This window comes from Paenibacillus tyrphae (genome assembly GCF_024158745.1).
Taxonomy (GTDB): domain Bacteria; phylum Bacillota; class Bacilli; order Paenibacillales; family NBRC-103111; genus Paenibacillus_G; species Paenibacillus_G tyrfis_A.
On sequence record NZ_JAMZAW010000011.1, the window covers coordinates 108,635 to 123,921 of the forward strand.

General features: G+C 59.4%; 12 protein-coding genes. 11 read left to right on the top strand and 1 reads right to left on the bottom strand.

Translation table 11 applies throughout. From position 1 onward, the window contains the following. The first annotated feature begins 7 nt into the window (after nucleotides 1–7). From NI000_RS17725 to NI000_RS17735, 3 genes are all read left to right on the top strand, one after another. On the top strand, nucleotides 8–1,186 hold the full coding sequence (locus NI000_RS17725) for an exonuclease SbcCD subunit D (RefSeq protein ID WP_253412812.1): 1,179 nt from the start codon (nucleotides 8–10) through the stop codon (nucleotides 1,184–1,186). A 39-nt stretch (nucleotides 1,187–1,225) separates the two neighbouring features. Next, nucleotides 1,226–4,681 (top strand): AAA family ATPase, encoded by a 3,456-nt coding sequence (locus tag NI000_RS17730; protein WP_253412813.1) that lies wholly within the window; start codon nucleotides 1,226–1,228, stop codon nucleotides 4,679–4,681. A 73-nt stretch (nucleotides 4,682–4,754) separates the two neighbouring features. Further along, complete coding sequence (locus NI000_RS17735; RefSeq protein ID WP_253412814.1) at nucleotides 4,755–6,926, top strand: stalk domain-containing protein; 2,172 nt, start codon at nucleotides 4,755–4,757, stop codon at nucleotides 6,924–6,926. Nucleotides 6,927–7,012: 86 nt separating this feature from the next. On the opposite strand, the gene NI000_RS17740 is transcribed toward NI000_RS17735, so the two are convergent. After that, nucleotides 7,013–8,923, bottom strand: coding sequence for an FAD-dependent oxidoreductase (locus tag NI000_RS17740; protein WP_253412815.1), 1,911 nt, complete (start codon nucleotides 8,921–8,923; stop codon nucleotides 7,013–7,015). A gap of 344 nt (nucleotides 8,924–9,267) precedes the next feature. Between NI000_RS17740 and NI000_RS17745 the strand changes: the two genes are divergently transcribed. The 8 genes from NI000_RS17745 to yqfD all read left to right on the top strand — a co-directional run bounded on the left by NI000_RS17745 (nucleotide 9,268) and on the right by yqfD (nucleotide 15,140). Continuing rightward, entirely contained in the window at nucleotides 9,268–9,612 is a 345-nt protein-coding gene (locus NI000_RS17745; RefSeq protein ID WP_054975963.1) for a histidine triad nucleotide-binding protein, read from the top strand. 129 nt (nucleotides 9,613–9,741) lie between these two features. Next, nucleotides 9,742–9,915, top strand: coding sequence for a 30S ribosomal protein S21 (rpsU, locus tag NI000_RS17750; protein ID WP_010491812.1), 174 nt, complete (start codon nucleotides 9,742–9,744; stop codon nucleotides 9,913–9,915). Nucleotides 9,916–9,927: 12 nt separating this feature from the next. Continuing rightward, nucleotides 9,928–10,371, top strand: a complete 444-nt coding sequence (locus NI000_RS17755; RefSeq protein ID WP_010491814.1) for a GatB/YqeY domain-containing protein — start codon at nucleotides 9,928–9,930, stop codon at nucleotides 10,369–10,371. A 129-nt stretch (nucleotides 10,372–10,500) separates the two neighbouring features. Next, nucleotides 10,501–11,898 carry an NfeD family protein gene (locus NI000_RS17760; RefSeq protein ID WP_253412816.1) on the top strand — a complete coding sequence of 466 codons (1,398 nt, stop codon included), beginning with the start codon at nucleotides 10,501–10,503 and terminating at the stop codon, nucleotides 11,896–11,898. Between the two features lie 57 nt (nucleotides 11,899–11,955). Continuing rightward, the gene (gene floA / locus NI000_RS17765; protein WP_253412817.1) at nucleotides 11,956–12,948 is read left to right on the top strand and encodes a flotillin-like protein FloA; all 993 of its coding nucleotides are present in this window, start codon (nucleotides 11,956–11,958) and stop codon (nucleotides 12,946–12,948) included. Between the two features lie 34 nt (nucleotides 12,949–12,982). Continuing rightward, nucleotides 12,983–13,486: a hypothetical protein gene (locus NI000_RS17770; RefSeq protein ID WP_253412818.1), complete on the top strand. Its 504-nt coding sequence runs from the start codon at nucleotides 12,983–12,985 to the stop codon at nucleotides 13,484–13,486. 172 nt (nucleotides 13,487–13,658) lie between these two features. After that, on the top strand, nucleotides 13,659–13,937 hold the full coding sequence (gene yqfC, locus NI000_RS17775) for a sporulation protein YqfC (protein WP_025853488.1): 279 nt from the start codon (nucleotides 13,659–13,661) through the stop codon (nucleotides 13,935–13,937). Nucleotides 13,938–13,958: 21 nt separating this feature from the next. Further along, nucleotides 13,959–15,140 carry a sporulation protein YqfD gene (yqfD, locus tag NI000_RS17780; protein ID WP_253412819.1) on the top strand — a complete coding sequence of 394 codons (1,182 nt, stop codon included), beginning with the start codon at nucleotides 13,959–13,961 and terminating at the stop codon, nucleotides 15,138–15,140. The last annotated feature ends 147 nt before the right edge of the window (nucleotides 15,141–15,287 follow it).

Below are 15,287 nucleotides of genomic sequence, written 5' to 3' on the forward strand. Positions count from 1 at the left end.
AAAAGTCATGCGGATATTGCATACGGCGGATTGGCATTTCGGCCGGACGCTGGAAGGAAGAAGCCGGCTCGCCGAGCAGGAAGCGTTCGTCGACGAGCTGGCCCTTCTCGTGAAGGAGCAGCAGATCGATCTGGTGCTGCTGGCAGGAGACGTTTACGATTCGGTGAATCCTCCGGCCGCAGCCGAGCAGTTGTTTTACGATGCGCTGGCGCGTCTGTCGGATCAAGGACAGCGACCAGTTTACGTCATTGCGGGCAACCATGATCACCCCGACCGGCTGGCCGCCGCCGACCCGCTGGCGCACAAGCTTGGCGTCACGCTGGTCGGTCTGCCGGAAGCGCGGGTCCATACGGTGGACATCCGGCGCACGGGCGAAACGGCGGTGCTGTTCGCGCTGCCGTATCCGTCCGAGTCGCGGCTGCGTGAGCTGCTGTCGGAGGGGGCCGACGAGACGCTGCTGCGGGCCGTATATTCCGAGCGGGTGAGGCATATCGTCGCGGAGCAGGCAAGGCACTACCGCGTGGATACGGTCAATTTGCTCATGAGCCATCTCTATGTGCTCGGCGGGCAGGAAACGGAGTCGGAGCGGCCGATTCAAGTCGGAGGGGCTTATACGGTCGACACGTCGGCGCTGGAAGCCGGGGCGCAGTACGTCGCCTTGGGACATTTGCACCGGCCGCAATTTTTGAAGTCGGAGACGACGACGATCCGCTACAGCGGCTCGCCGCTCGCCTACAGCTTCTCGGAGGCCGGGCAGGCCAAATCGGTTACAGTGCTTGATCTGAAGCCGGGCGCGGCCCCCCAATTGGAGGAAATCTTCCTCTCTAGCGGGCGTCCGCTTGTGGAATGGAAAGCCAAGGGCGGGCTGGCGGAGGTGCATCGCTGGCTGGACGAAGGCAAGGACGTCAACGCTTGGATCGATTTGGAGGTTCACTTGCAGGAGACGATGTCAATGGAGCAACTGCACCGGCTGCGGCTGGCCCGGGACGGGTTTATTCATATCCGGCCGGTGTACCCGGATCTGGAGGCGTCGCTGCAGGAAGCCGTGTCGGCGACGAAGCTGCCGATGGACGAGCTGTTTCGCCGCTTCTACGAGCGGCAGACCGGTGGTGCGCAGCCCGAGCCGGAGCTAATCCGGCTGTTTCTGGAGCTGTTACATACGGAGGAAGACGAGCCGGCGGTGTAGCCGGATATTTATAGAGCAAATTGGAAAGGGGGCTCGCTCATGCGGCCGATTCATTTGCAAATCGCGGGGCTGCAAAGCTACCGGGAGGCGCAGGACATCGATTTCAGTGCGCTGACCGGCGCGGGTGTTTTCGGCATCTTCGGGCCGACGGGCAGCGGCAAGTCGACGCTACTCGATGCGATGACGCTGGCCTTGTTCGGGAAGGTGGAGCGGGCGCCGGGCGGTACGCAGGCGATTATGAACCAGGCGGAGCAGATGCTGTCCGTCTCGTTTACCTTCGAGCTGGGGCATGCGCTCGGCGTTAAGCGCTACCGCGTAGACCGTCAGTTCAAGCGGGGCGGCGACGTTTCGGTGCTCGGCAGCCTGTGCCGGCTGATTCAATACCGGGACGACGAAGCGATCGTGCTGGCCGATAAGGCGGGCGAGGTCAATCAGCGGATTCAGGATATATTGGGTTTGTCGATGGCCGATTTCACCCGGGCGGTCGTGCTGCCGCAAGGGAAGTTCGCGGAGTTTCTGACGCTGACGGGCAAAGACCGGCGCGCGATGCTGCAGCGCTTGTTTCATCTGGAGTCGTACGGCGACCGGCTGAGCGCGAAAACCTCCGCCCGTTTCAAGGAAACGGACGTGGCGATCCGGGCGCTTCAAGCGGAGCAGCAGGGGCTCGGCGACGCCTCGCAAGCGGCGCTGGCGCTGGCCGAGCAGCGGCTCGCGGTAGCGCGCGAAGCCGCCCGCGGGCTGCGCGAGCGGCTCGCCGCCTGCGAGCGCCGCGCCGCGGAGCTGCGCGCCGTGCGCGAGCTGCAGCGCGAGCGCGCAGCGCTGGCCGCGCGCCAGGCGGCGCTGGCCGCGCAGGCGCCGCGCGTGGCGCAGCTCGCGGCGCGCCTCGCCCGCGCGGCGCAGGCCGAGCGGCTGCGCCCGCTCGTGCGCCGGCGCAGCGCCGCGGAGGCGCAGCTCGCGCAGCAGCGCGCGGCCGCCCGCGCCGCCGCCGAGGCGCTCGGCGCCGCGCAGGGCGCGCTCGCCGCAGCGCAGGCGGCGCACGCTGCCGCGCGCGAGGCGCTGGCCGCGCAGGAGGCGCCGCTGGCCGCGCGGCTCGAGCAGCTGCGCCAGGCCGCGCAGCTCGCGGCTGAGCTCGCCGCGGCGCGCGAGCGGCTGGCCGCGCTGGCCGCCGAAGGCGGGCGCCGTGAGGCGCAGCTGGCGGCGCTGCGCGCGGAGCAGACGCGCGAGCGCGAGCTGCGCGAGAAGGCGCTGCAGCGGCAGGAGCAGCTGCGCGACGAGCTGAAGCGGGCGGAGGTGCCCGCTTCGCACCGCGAGCGCCTGCAGGAGGCGCTGCAGGAGAAGCGCGAGCTGGAGCGGCTCGCGAAGCTGGAGGCGGAGCAGCAGGCGGAAACGAACCGCCTGCAGGCGGAGCTGCAGCGTCTGAGCCACGCGGAGGCGTCGCTGCAAGCGACCCAGCGGGAATGGGAGCGGCTTGCGGCGGAATGGTCGCAGGAGCTGCTCGCGGCTTATCGGACGTCGCGGGAGGCGGAAAGCCGGCTGACGGGGCTGGAGAGCCGCATTGCGGAGGAGATTACGCACCGCCGCAAAGCTCAGCAGCAAGCGGAGCTGTCGGCGATGGCCGAGGCGTTAGCGGCGCACCTGCATCACGGCGAAGCTTGTCCGGTTTGCGGCTCCTTGGCGCATCCGAATCCGGCGCTGCCGCAGGCCGAGGGAGCCTCGGACGGGAATTCGCCTGCGCGGCAAGACGAAGCGGCGATGCTCGAGCGGCAGCAGAACGAAGCCCGCGAAAGCCGGTTTGCGGTCCAAGGCCACTTGCAGTCGCTGGAAGCGCTGGAAAGACAGTGGCGGCAGGCGGTGGAGGAAGAACTCCAGGGGTTACCCGCTGCGCTAGGCGAAGCGGCTGTCACAGCCATTTCCGCAACGGAATCTTCCAAGGACAACGCGCAGCTAGACATCCCCGGCGAACGGATCACGGAGACGCTGCGCGAAGCGGCGGAGTCGGCTGCTGGTGTCAGCCGTCAGATTCAGCAGCTGCAAGCGAAACTTCAAGAATTGCTGCAAAACAAGCGCCAGCTGGACAAGCAGCGGCATGACGGCCAAGCGCGCAAGCAAACGGCGCAAACGCTGTTCGACACCCATGCGGCCAAAGCGGGCGAGACCCGTGAAGCGCTGAACGCCGTCTGTGCCAGCTGGCAGGCCAAATTTCCGGAGCTCCGGCCCGACGAGCTGGAAGAGCTGGCGGAGCGCCTGAAGCGTCAGGACCAGCTGGCGGAGGAGCTGCGGGGCCGCTTGGACAAAAGCGTGGAGTTTTTGGACGAGAAGCGGAACCGGATGGAGCAGCTTCAGCAGGAGCTGAACGAGGCGGAAAAAGAGTTCGTCCGATTGGCGGCGGAACGGCAAGCGCTTGAGCAGCAGACCGGACAGCAGACGGAGCGGCTGCGGGCTTGGGTAGGAGACGAAGACGCTTCCGCTTTGGCTGCCAAGGCGCAGGCGGAGCTGCACAAGCTGCGCGCCGAAGCGCAGCGGGCTGCGCAGCTGCTCGAAGAAGCGCAGGCCCGCCAGCAGGCCGCAGCGAAGGCGGAAGCCGCGGCGCGGCAAGCGTCCGAATCAGCGCGGCTCGCGTGCGAGGAAGCGGAAGCGGAATGGACGCAGCAAGCGTCCGTTGAAGGCTTCGCGACAGCCGACGAAGTAACGCAAGCGTTGGTCGAACCGGAGCAGCAGCAGGCATGGGCTGCGGAAGTGGAAGCCCACGGCAAGCAGGAGCACCAACTCGCCGCGCGGCAAACGGAGCTCGACGCCGAGCTGGCGGGCCGGCAGGTCACCGAAGAAGAGTGGACGGCGCTGGAAGAAGAGCTGGCCCGGTGCAAGGCCGAGGACGAAGCGGCGCTGCAGGCGACGGCCAAGGCGGAGCGCGACCACGAGGAGCTGCAGGCGAAGCATGCCCGGTGGAGCGAGCTAGAGGCGGAGCGGGAGAAAAGCCAACAGGAGCTGTCCCTGCTAGGCAAATTGCAAAACGTGCTGCGCGGCAACGCCTTCGTCGAATTTTTGGCGGAGGAGCAGCTTATGCACGTCAGCCGTGCGGCATCCGAACGGCTCGGTCAGTTGACGAGGCAAAAATATGCGATCGAGGTCGACTCCGGCGGCGGCTTCGTCATCCGCGACAACGCGAACGGCGGCGTACGGCGGCCGGTGACCACCTTGTCCGGCGGCGAAACGTTCCTGACCTCGCTGTCGCTATCGCTCGCCCTTTCGACGCAAATCCAGCTGAAGGGAGAGCATCCGCTTGAATTTTTCTTCCTGGACGAGGGGTTCGGCACGCTGGACCAAGAGCTGCTCGATACGGTCATCACCGCGCTGGAAAAGCTGCATTTGGACAAGCTGACCGTTGGCGTCATCAGCCACGTGCCGGAGCTGAGAGCGCGGCTGCCGCGCAGGCTGGTCGTTCACCCCGCCGAGCCGAACGGACGAGGCAGCCGGGTGACGCTGGAAACGATGTAGCATACTTCTACGCGAGCCGTCATAGCTAATGGTATAATAAATAGAACAAGCCGCAGCGCAAGGGGGAACAGGAATGACCATCGCCAATCGCAAGCCGTACTGTCTAGGGGGGCACGACACACATCGCCGAAGCGTACGCCGCTTGCTCGCCGCCGTCGTGAGCGCGGGCTTGCTCCTCGGACACGGTTTGCCGGTTCAGGCCGACGCCATTTGGGACCGCTGGAAGGCGGCGGATGCCGCCGTGGCCAAAGGAGATGCGGCGTCGGCCGTGCCGCACTGGAAATTTCTCGTGGAGCATTATGCGGCGGCCGGAGATTGGGAGAATGCCGCGCTGTTTAGCGGCAAGCTCAACCAGCATTTCGACGGCATCAAGGATTACGAGCAGGCGATCCGCTATTACGAGCAGGAGAACGAGTATTGGCTAAAGGCGGGAAAAGATTGGGGAGCGGTCGATTTGCAGCGGGCGGAGCAGATCCGCACGACCATCGAGGCGTATATCGGCACGCAGGATGCCGAAACGCTGCGGCGGCAAGCGGCCCCGAAGAACGGCAAGCTGGCGAAGTTCGAGCCGGAATACGGAACGTACATCGGCATGTACACCGAGCGGGACCCCGGGATGCAGAACTATTTTGACCGCTCGGAAAGCTTGTACGGCAAGAAGCATGCGCTGTATCTCGCCTATGCGCAGGTCGGCAAGCCGTTTCCGAAGCAGCATGCGGCCCGGGCCAAGCAGGCCGGCGCTGCGCTGCAGATCGGCTGGGAGCCGATGAACGGCTTGGATGCCGTAACGGACGACGTCGTCCGTCAATGGGCGAAGGATGCGAAAGCCGCCGGGATTCCGATTTTTTTACGCTATGCCAGCGAAATGAACGGCGACTGGGTCGTCTGGCACGGTGATCCGCAAAAATATATCGATAAATTCAAAATGGTTCATGACATCATGGCCGAGGAAGCGCCGAACGTTGCTATGGTATGGAGCCCCGGCGACGTGCCGATGTATTCGATGGACGCTTATTATCCCGGTGACGATTACGTCGACTGGGTTGGCGTGAGTATGTATACGGAGCCTTATGAGAACGGCGATCCGCAGCAGGGCAATATGCAGGCGACGAGTCCCGTCGAGCGGCTCGATCATTTGTACAAAACGTACGCCGACCGCAAGCCGCTGATGATTAGCGAGACGGCCGTCTCCCATTACGCCAACCTGCCGCAGGAGTCGTTTACCGACTACGGGCTGCTTAATCTGCAGCGCCTGTACGAAGTGATGCCTTTCAAATACCCGCGGCTCAAGTCGATTACGTATTTTAACGTCAACCTGGACATGAAGGAATCGAAGAACAATTACCTGCTTCGTGACAACGAGGCGATGCTGAACCTGTATAAGCAGCTCATTTCTTCGCCGTATTACTTGTCCAGGGTGGAGCAAGGAGCGAAACCTTCCGACCATGCAGGGTTCGTGTCGATGGGGAAGGACAACGCTATCGCGCGAGCGGCCAAGCTTATTCCGTTCGTCAAAATCCCGGATATCTACATCGGTAAACTTGAATATTATTTGAACGGAACTTTGCTTGCGACGCAGACGGCCCCGCCATTCGGAATCGACCTGGTGGCCGGTGCGATCCCGGAGGGCTCGGTTTTTGAACTCGCAGTCTATAATCGCGAAGGACAGAAGAGCGGCTCCCGCTCGTTTCCGATCGCCTCCAGGATTTCCGTCGATGTGGACGGAAAAGCCGTGCCGTTCGAGCAGCCTCCGGTTCTGATCGAGGGCAATACGCTGACACCGCTGCGCGCGATTTTTGAAGCGATGGGGGCAAAGGTGGAATGGGATGAGGCGACACGGACAGCCACAGGGAAAAAAGGCTCGACGACCGTCTCCGTGACGATCGGCAGCGGCGCCGCGAGCATTAACAGGGAAGCTTACCATCTTGAAGCTCCCGCCCGGTTAGTCAACGGCTATACGATGGTCCCGGCCCGTTTTATCGGCGAAGCGTTCGGCGGCAAGGTCGAGTGGGACGGGGAGACGCAAACGGTGCGAATCGGCACCGGATCGGGGACAGAGAGCGGAACGGCATTGCGGGAGCTTCCGGTCTCGCTTACCGCGGTGAAGTCCTCGTCCACCGTCACTGCGCTCTCAGCGGAGCGTAAGTCGCCGTCCGACACCAAACCCGGGCCGCTTCAGGCGGTCGGCGCATGGTTTGGCTGGGTGGGGCAACAGCTAAGCAAACTTTGGAATGATCTGATATGAAAATAAAAAAAAGCTCGAACGGTCGGTTCCGCCTTTCACGGAACCGAGCCCATTCGAGCTTTTTTATTTTCACGCCTATAACCCGATTATGCTCGTTGAAGCTGCGGACTTTCCTCCAAGATCGCCTTGGCTGCCAGCCGCGCGCTGGAGAAGGCGCGTTCCGCAAGCTCGCCTTTGCCTTGACAGCCGTCGCCGCAGAAGTAAAACGGCACGTTCTCGATCCGGTTCGGCAGTAGCCGGTTGCTTGCGATATTTTTGACGCTCGACACCATTGCTTTTTTCGAAACGCGCTTCACTTCCGTCGCTTCGCGCCAGCCCGGATAATGCTGATCGAACAACGCTTCCATCTGTTCGGTCTTTTTGTCTAAATATGCCTTGCGCTCGTCCTCGCCCTCGAAGTTGTCGTTCAGGTACGCGATGCCCTGCAGCAGCTGCCCGCCTTCCGGAACGAGCGTATGGTCTGTCGCCGAGACGTCGCTGATGAACAGCTTGTTGTCCATGTCGCTGATGTAGCTGAACGGGCGGGCCACAACACGGTTCATGCCGATGTCGTACACCATGACCTCCGTCGCCGTATTGTCCTCGTAAGGGGCCATGAACGGCTCCCACGGCGTGTCCTTGAGCAGCTTACAGACCTGCTGTACCGGCATGGCGAAAATAACGCGGTCGAATTCGAGCTCGCGGGTTTTCGTCTGCAGCCAAAACTTGCGGTCCGCGTAACGAATGCCGTCTACGCCTTCGCGCAGCGCAATTTCCCAGCGGGAGGTCAGGTCGATTTTTTGCTTGAGCTGGTTCGTAATGACGGCCCAGCTGCCGAGCACGTAGTTAACCGGGCGGCCCGACAAAAAGAGGTTGTGATAATAGTCGCTGATCACCGCGCCGGACACCTTCCGCGCCTCTTCCGGCGTGATGAAGAAGTTCGAACAGACGAGATGCTCCCACAGCTCTTTCACGTCTTCGTCCGCGTCCGACTGTGCCAAGTAATCGCCCAGCGTATCGTAATTGCGCACGTTGTGAATGTTGGCGATGATCGCCGTAATTTCCCCGACGAAGCGCACCTTTTGGAGCGGATTCAGCAGCTCCGTCCGCATCAGGTTGACGAAATCGAGCGGAGCCGGCGTCAGTTGTTCGTTTTTGTAATACATGACCCTCCGTTTGTCCACCTGCTTCGAGCTGAACGATAGTCCCAGCTCGCGCTCCATATCGCCGATGGTATGGCGGTCGATGCCGTAAATCGCGTGCGCGCCGTAATTCAGCGTAAAGCCCGCTTTTTCATAAGTAAACGCACGTCCGCCCAATTGCGGACTGCGCTCGAACAGGACGCCTTCGATTCCTTGTTGCTCCGATAAATAAGCGGCTGCGGTCAGTCCCGCAAGCCCTCCTCCGATGATAGCAACCTTCATGTTGTGTTCTCCTTTCCGTTCTGCTTCCAGTAGAATCGGTTCCGCTTCCTTGTTATGGCGAAGCCCTGTCCAAACCCAAGCGAGCTGCTCCCGCATCCGCTCGGTCAAATTTGTCTCTTCCTCAATCGCGCACCACAGCATGACCGTGCCGAAATAAGCGGTGGTCAGCATTTTGGCTTTGCCCGGCTCGGGCAGCCAGCGCAGCAAGCTTTCATATAGCGTTCGTTTCAGCTCTTCCATAGCCGCCTTCAGGCCTTCGTTTTGCATCGACAGGGCGATCCAGCTGCGGATCAGCCGACGGTAAGCGCCCAGCGCTTCGGCCAAATCCAGCATCAGCCGGTTGACGTGGCTTTCGAGCGACCGTACCTGCGAAGGCGTGCGGCTGCACCAAGCTCGAATGAGCTCCGTTTGTTTTCTTGGGATTTCCCGAAGAATTTCGTCTTTACCCTCAAAATAATGGTAGAACGTTCCTTTGGACGTCCGGGTCGCCGCGATGATGTCGTCCACCGACACATGCTCGTACCCGCGTTCCACAAACAGCTTCAGGGCGACATCCATCAGGTAGTCGCGTTTTTTTCGCGTCGACGCTCTCATGAAGCGGTCCACCCTAAACCCCCCTTGGTTTAGTACCGTTTGCCATGCATTGAATCGTTCCGTTTAGTATTATAGATAATATTAGACCGATAGTCTATAAATGAATCCCTGTTTTCGGGCATAAATCGATGCTTATTTTCGTTAAAATAGATCACATTTTGAGAACGATCAGGTCACAATGGACGGAGCCGCGCAAAAAAAGAACGTTTTATTGTGAAAACAAGCCGAATGATGCCAAAAATCGGGTCCTTGTCTTTTTGCCGCGGCCAGTTTTCTTTTTGCCAAGTTTTCGGGTATAGTGGAAGGAGACAAGCTTGAACCTGATATGGGAAGGAGGCGAGAACGTGGACTGCATTTTTTGCAAAATCGTCGAAGGGTCGATTCCTTCGAAAAAAGTGTTCGAGAACGAGCATGTCGTTGCCTTTCACGACATTCATCCGGCCGCTCCCGTACATATTTTAATCATTCCCAAAAAACATATCGCGTCGATGAACGACGTCGGAGCGGACGACTGGCATCTGCTTGGAGAAATCCACAGCGCGGCGCAGCAAATCGCCAAAGAACAGGGCGTTGCCGAATCTGGCTACCGTCTGATCAACAACTGCGGCAAGCACAGCGGGCAGGAGGTATTCCATATTCATTATCACCTGCTTGGCGGAGAAAAACTGGGGCCGCTCAACGCCCGCTAAACCCGGTGCGGCTCATTTTTGAAGTTTTGTTCCGGATAGGTTGACACCCAGTTTCCTTATCACCTATAATGAAGTTTGATGAATGTCTTTTTTCGTCTTGGACGGTCTGTTCGGAGGGAGGGAAAACTGGTGTCAGAAACTCGAGTTCGCAAGAACGAAACTATAGATGCTGCACTTCGTCGCTTTAAGCGTTCCATCGCCAAAGATGGCGTTTTGGCGGAGGTCAAAAAACGCAAGCATTATGAGAAGCCAAGCGTGAAACGCAAGAAGAAGTCAGAGGCTGCTCGCAAGAGAAAGTTCTAGGAGGCTTAATCGATGAGCTTAAGCGACAGACTAAACGATGACATGAAGCTTGCGATGAAGAGTCAAGACAAGTTTAAACTCTCCGTAATCCGTATGGTTCGTGCAGCTATCAAGAATCTTGAGATAGATCAGCGTAAAACCTTAGATGAACAAGAAGTACTTGACGTCTTGAATCGCGAGATCAAACAGCGCAAAGATTCCCTCCAAGAATTTGAAAAGGCCGGTCGTGACGATTTGGCGGAAAACCTGAAGGCCGAGGTCGCCATACTGATGGAGTACATGCCGCAGCAATTCACCGATGAAGAAGTAAAAGCCATTGTACAGCAGACCATCCAAGAAGTGGGGGCTTCTTCCAAAGCGGACATGGGCAAAGTCATGGGCGCATTAATGCCAAAGGTTAAAGGACGAGCAGACGGCAAGGTCGTCAATCAGTTCGTCCAACAGTTATTGTCTTAACAACAGCGGGAAACACTCCTACTTATTGGAGTGTTTTTCTTTTTGTTTGCAGTTTTGTGAATCAAACTCGCCGCTCTTGCGTAGTACCTCTTGGAAGCATTGCAAATCGCGCGAAAAGGAGGTCATCTTGTGCATTCACTCGAGAATAAGCGCTTAGCGCTGCTTTTTCGGCTTCCGCTTGTCTTTTTTCTCGCAGCGGCGCTTCTGCTGTCCGCTCTAGCCGGATTTCTGCCTGCGGAACCCGCGAACGCCGAATCGACGTCCTCGCCGCCAAAAGCTGCCCCGGTCGTCGTGATTCCGGTGCATCAGACGGTGGAGAATGGGCTGCAGACCTTTTTGCAGCGGGCGCTGCAGGAGGCGCAATCAATGGGCGCCTATTATGTCGTGCTGGACGTCGATACGCTTGGCGGCCGCGTCGATTCGGCGCAGGAAATCGGTCAATTGATCAAAAACAGCCCGGTTCCGACGATTGCTTACGTGCACGGCAAAGCCATCTCGGCAGGCAGCTACATTGCGCTTAATGCCGGCAAAATCGCCATGGAGCCGGGAAGCTCGCTTGGCGCGGCAGCTGTGGTGGACGGGGCCGGGAATGAAATCGAAAGCGTCAAAGTGGTATCGTACTGGTCCGGCCAGATGAAGGCCGCCGCGGAGCTGCGCGGACGGAAGACGCAAATCGCCGAAGCGATGGTCGACAAAAACGTTGGCGTATCCATGCCGGAGATCGGCCGAACGGTGCCTAAGGGCGAAATTTTGACGCTCACGGCGGAGGAAGCGCTTAAAGTCGGTTATGCGGAGAAAATGGCCGGAAGCCTGCAGGAGGTCGTACAGTTCATCGGCGGAGAGGAGCATCCGCTGGTCACGCTGGAGCCCAGCCTGGCGGAATCGTTCGCCCGGTACGTGACCCAGCCTTGGGTATCGACGCTGCTGCTTATCATCGGGATTGCCGGTATCGCGATCGAGCTGTTCGTCCCCGGCTTCGGGCTGCCGGGAATCGTCGGCGTACTCGGCTTCGGACTATACTTTTTCGGACACTATATTGCCGGATTCGCGGGGTTCGAGGAGATCGCTCTGTTTATCGCGGGCATTTTGCTGCTGTTGATCGAGGTGTTTGTGTCCAGCTTCGGGATTTTAGGCTTTCTGGGCGCTGCCTGCTTGATCAGCGGCGTCGTGCTTGCCGCCTACAACACGAAAGCGGCCGCGATGAACCTGGGTATTGCTTTCGTCATTGCGGTCGTCGTCGTCGCCGTTGTCGTGAAATATTTTAAGCATCGCGGCGTCTGGAACCGGTTTGTATTGCGGGAAAAGCTCACCGAAGACAAAGGCTACGTTTCCGCGTCGTCCCGCAGCGATCTGCTTGGCCGGTCAGGCAAGGCGGTTACGCCGCTCAGGCCGGCCGGGACCGCGCTGTTTGGCGACGAGCGCGTCGATGTCGTGACGGTGGGGGATTTTGTCGAATCAGGCCGAACCGTCAAGGTCACGCATGTCGAAGGCGTCCGGGTCGTCGTGCAGGAGGTCAAGGAAGCCTAGGCTGAACGAGCTTTGCCGTTACGTCGATGGACTTACAACAAAGGAGGAGTTTGTACAATGGATACATCCCTTATTTCAATTTTCTTGCTGGCGGCGGTCGTGATCATCGCGCTGTCCGTATTTTTCACATTTGTCCCGGTCATGCTGTGGATTTCCGCGCTGGCGTCCGGGGTACGGATCGGTATCATTACGCTTGTGGCGATGCGGTTGCGCCGGGTCATTCCGAGCCGGATCGTCAATCCGATGATCAAGGCGACCAAAGCCGGATTGGATTTAACCATTAACCAACTGGAGAGCCACTTCTTGGCGGGCGGTAACGTCGACCGCGTAGTCAATGCGTTGATCGCGGCACACCGCGCCAACATTCACTTGGAATTCGAGCGTGCGGCGGCGATCGATCTGGCCGGCCGCGACGTGCTTCAGGCCGTGCAGATGAGCGTCAACCCGCGAGTGATCGAGACGCCGGTCGTCTCCGCCGTGGCCAAAGACGGGATCGAAGTGAAGGTTATTGCACGGGTGACGGTACGCACCAACCTCGACCGGCTGGTCGGGGGCGCGGGAGAAGAAACGATCATCGCCCGTGTCGGCGAAGGGATCGTCACCACGGTAGGTTCCAGCGGCTCGCACAAGGACGTGCTTGAAAACCCGGATATGATTTCTCGCACGGTACTGGGCAAAGGGCTTGATGCCGGTACGGCGTTTGAGATTTTGTCCATCGATATTGCGGATGTGGACGTAGGCAAAAACATCGGGGCGCACCTGCAAACGGAGCAAGCGGAAGCCGACAAGCGGATTGCGCAGGCGAAAGCGGAGGAGCGCCGCGCGATGGCCGTCGCCCAAGAGCAGGAGATGAAGGCGAAGGTCGTAGAGATGAAAGCGAAGGTTGTCGAAGCCGAATCCGAAGTGCCGCTCGCGATGGCGGAAGCGCTGCGCGAGGGCAAGCTCGGCGTCATGGATTACATGAACCTCAAGAACATCGACGCGGATACCCAAATGCGCTCCACCCTCGGCAAAATGAACGATCCGGGCAAAGACGGGGACAATGCCTGATAGCCTTCAGCCGGGCAGAAAGGCGGGATAACCGATGCGCACCATAGTGGATCTGATATTGAGCAACTGGTTTGTTGTGGTTATTTTGTATATCGTGCTAAGCGGTATCGTGAGAAAATTAAGGACCGGCGGCAAGAGCGGACGAGGCGTACCGCAGCCGCAGGGGAGAGCGCCGAAAGGCGGCATGCCGCCCTTCGGCGGCGACGGTTCCGGCTGGCCCGGCTCGGCGAAGCCGATGCCCAAGGCGCAGCCGGTTCAAGCGCGACCGGCAGCTTTGGGCGGCGACCGGCCGCAGCCTGCCGAAATGGACCGCCGCAGGTCGCAGCCGGCGCCCCTGCCCGACGCTAATGCTGCTGCTGCACCGGCGCCTGAGCAGCCATCTACGGCCGCTGCAGCGCTTCCTTCTGCCGATCCGCGGGGATCGGGCGAAAGCGTAGCCTCCGCGTTCGGCAGCCTGACCCCGCAGGATGCGGCGCGCGGTGTGTTGTGGGCCGAGATTCTCGGCCCTCCGCGGGCCAAACGCCCCTTCCGGCGTTAATCGTTCATACGAAGCGTCTTCCTTTCGATCCCGGTTTCCGGGATTCGCGGGAAGGCGCTTTTTGCTTTGCCGCACGAGAGGAGCAGGTTGCGTTCCGGGGCATATTTTCCAATTCCCGGCATAAGGTGTAAATAGCCGTGTTATGCTTTTTGGACTGCGGAGGAGGTTGCCTATGCGAAAGCTGACCCGCCGATTCAATCAATTTACCGCTAAATTACTCGACCTGCCGCAGGATGTCGTGATGGACTTGCCCCGTATGACAATGATCGGGAACCGGCAGCTTTATATCGAAAATCACCGCGGCGTGTTGCATTTTTCCAACGAAGTGCTCAAGCTGGCGCTGACCGCAGGGCGGGTGGAGGTATACGGCTCGGAGCTTGTTATCCGCGCCATCTTGACGGAAGAAGTGTTCATCGAAGGCATGATCCGCGATATCAAATATATTCCGTAGCCCGGAAAGGAGAAGTCGATCGTGAAATCTTCGTATATCCACCGCCTGCGCGGCTTTGTTCGGATTGAAGTGAAAGGCGGGCAGATCGAGAAGCTGCTGAACCGTATGACGGAGAGGAAGATGGCCGTCTGGGATATCCGTTATACGGCGGAAAACAAAGCCGAGCTGTCGATCACGATCCGTGACTTTTTCCGGCTTCGCCCGCTTTTGAAGGAGACAGGCTCACGCACCCGGATTCGCCAGAAACAGGGACTTCCTTTTTGGATAGACAAGCTGGAGAAACGCAAATTTTTTGCTCTGGGCGTGCTTGCTTTTGTTATCGGAATCTATGTGCTGTCCTCGCTCGTGTGGCAGGTTCGCGTCGAAGGCAACGAGAAACTCGGCAAGGAGCAGATCCTGCAAGCCGCGAAACAGCAAGGCATTTACAAGCTGCAGTGGAAATTCCGCTTGAAAGACCCGGCCGAGCTGTCCAGGGCGCTGCAGCGGGAGCTGCCGGGCACCGCTTGGGTCGGTGTGGAGGTAAGCGGGACGCACGTTGTTATCAAGGTCGTCGAATCGACCGTGCCCGACAAACCGCCGCTGCTTAGCCCAAGGCATCTGGTTGCTTCCAAGAGCGCAATGGTCACCGAAATTTTCGCCGAAAAGGGAAGGCCGCTCGTTAAGCCGAATACATATGTGCGCAAAGGGGACATATTGATATCGGGAATCATCGGCGTCGAGACGAACCAGCAAACCGTTGTCGCCGCGGGGAAGGTTAAGGGAATAGTGTGGTACAAGCCGACCGTCGAAGTACCGCTTACGCTCCAGTACAAAACCTATACCGGCGAAACGAAAAACCGCTCGTACCTCGTCCTGGGGAGCCGCGGCCTCCAGCTAAGCGGCTACGGGAAAATTCCGTTCGAGCAGTATGAAACCGTCCCCGAACGGAAAACGCTCGGCTGGCGTGGCTACACGCTCCCGATCGGCTGGCTCAGCGAAAAGCTGCTGGAGGTACAAATCATAGAGCAGGCCGTTGACCCGAAGGAAGCTTCGGAGCTCGGCATCGAGCAGGCCAAAGCGCAAATTTTGTCGGCGGCGGGCAGCGAATCACGTGTCGTTTCGGAAAAAATTTTGCATGAAAAGGCGGAGAATGGTAAAGTTTATATGGAAGTACTTTTGGAAGTGGAAGAACCGATCGCAATCGAACAACCGATCGTCCCATAAAAGACTACTGACGGAGCGGTTTACGGCCGGAAGGTTTTTTTAGCAGTCGTGTCTTGGCCTTGGGCGGAGAGCGATATAACTGCCGGAGAGTTTACGTGCCGCCTTTGAATTCGGATTCTACCCGATCATCTATTATTCATAGAATCC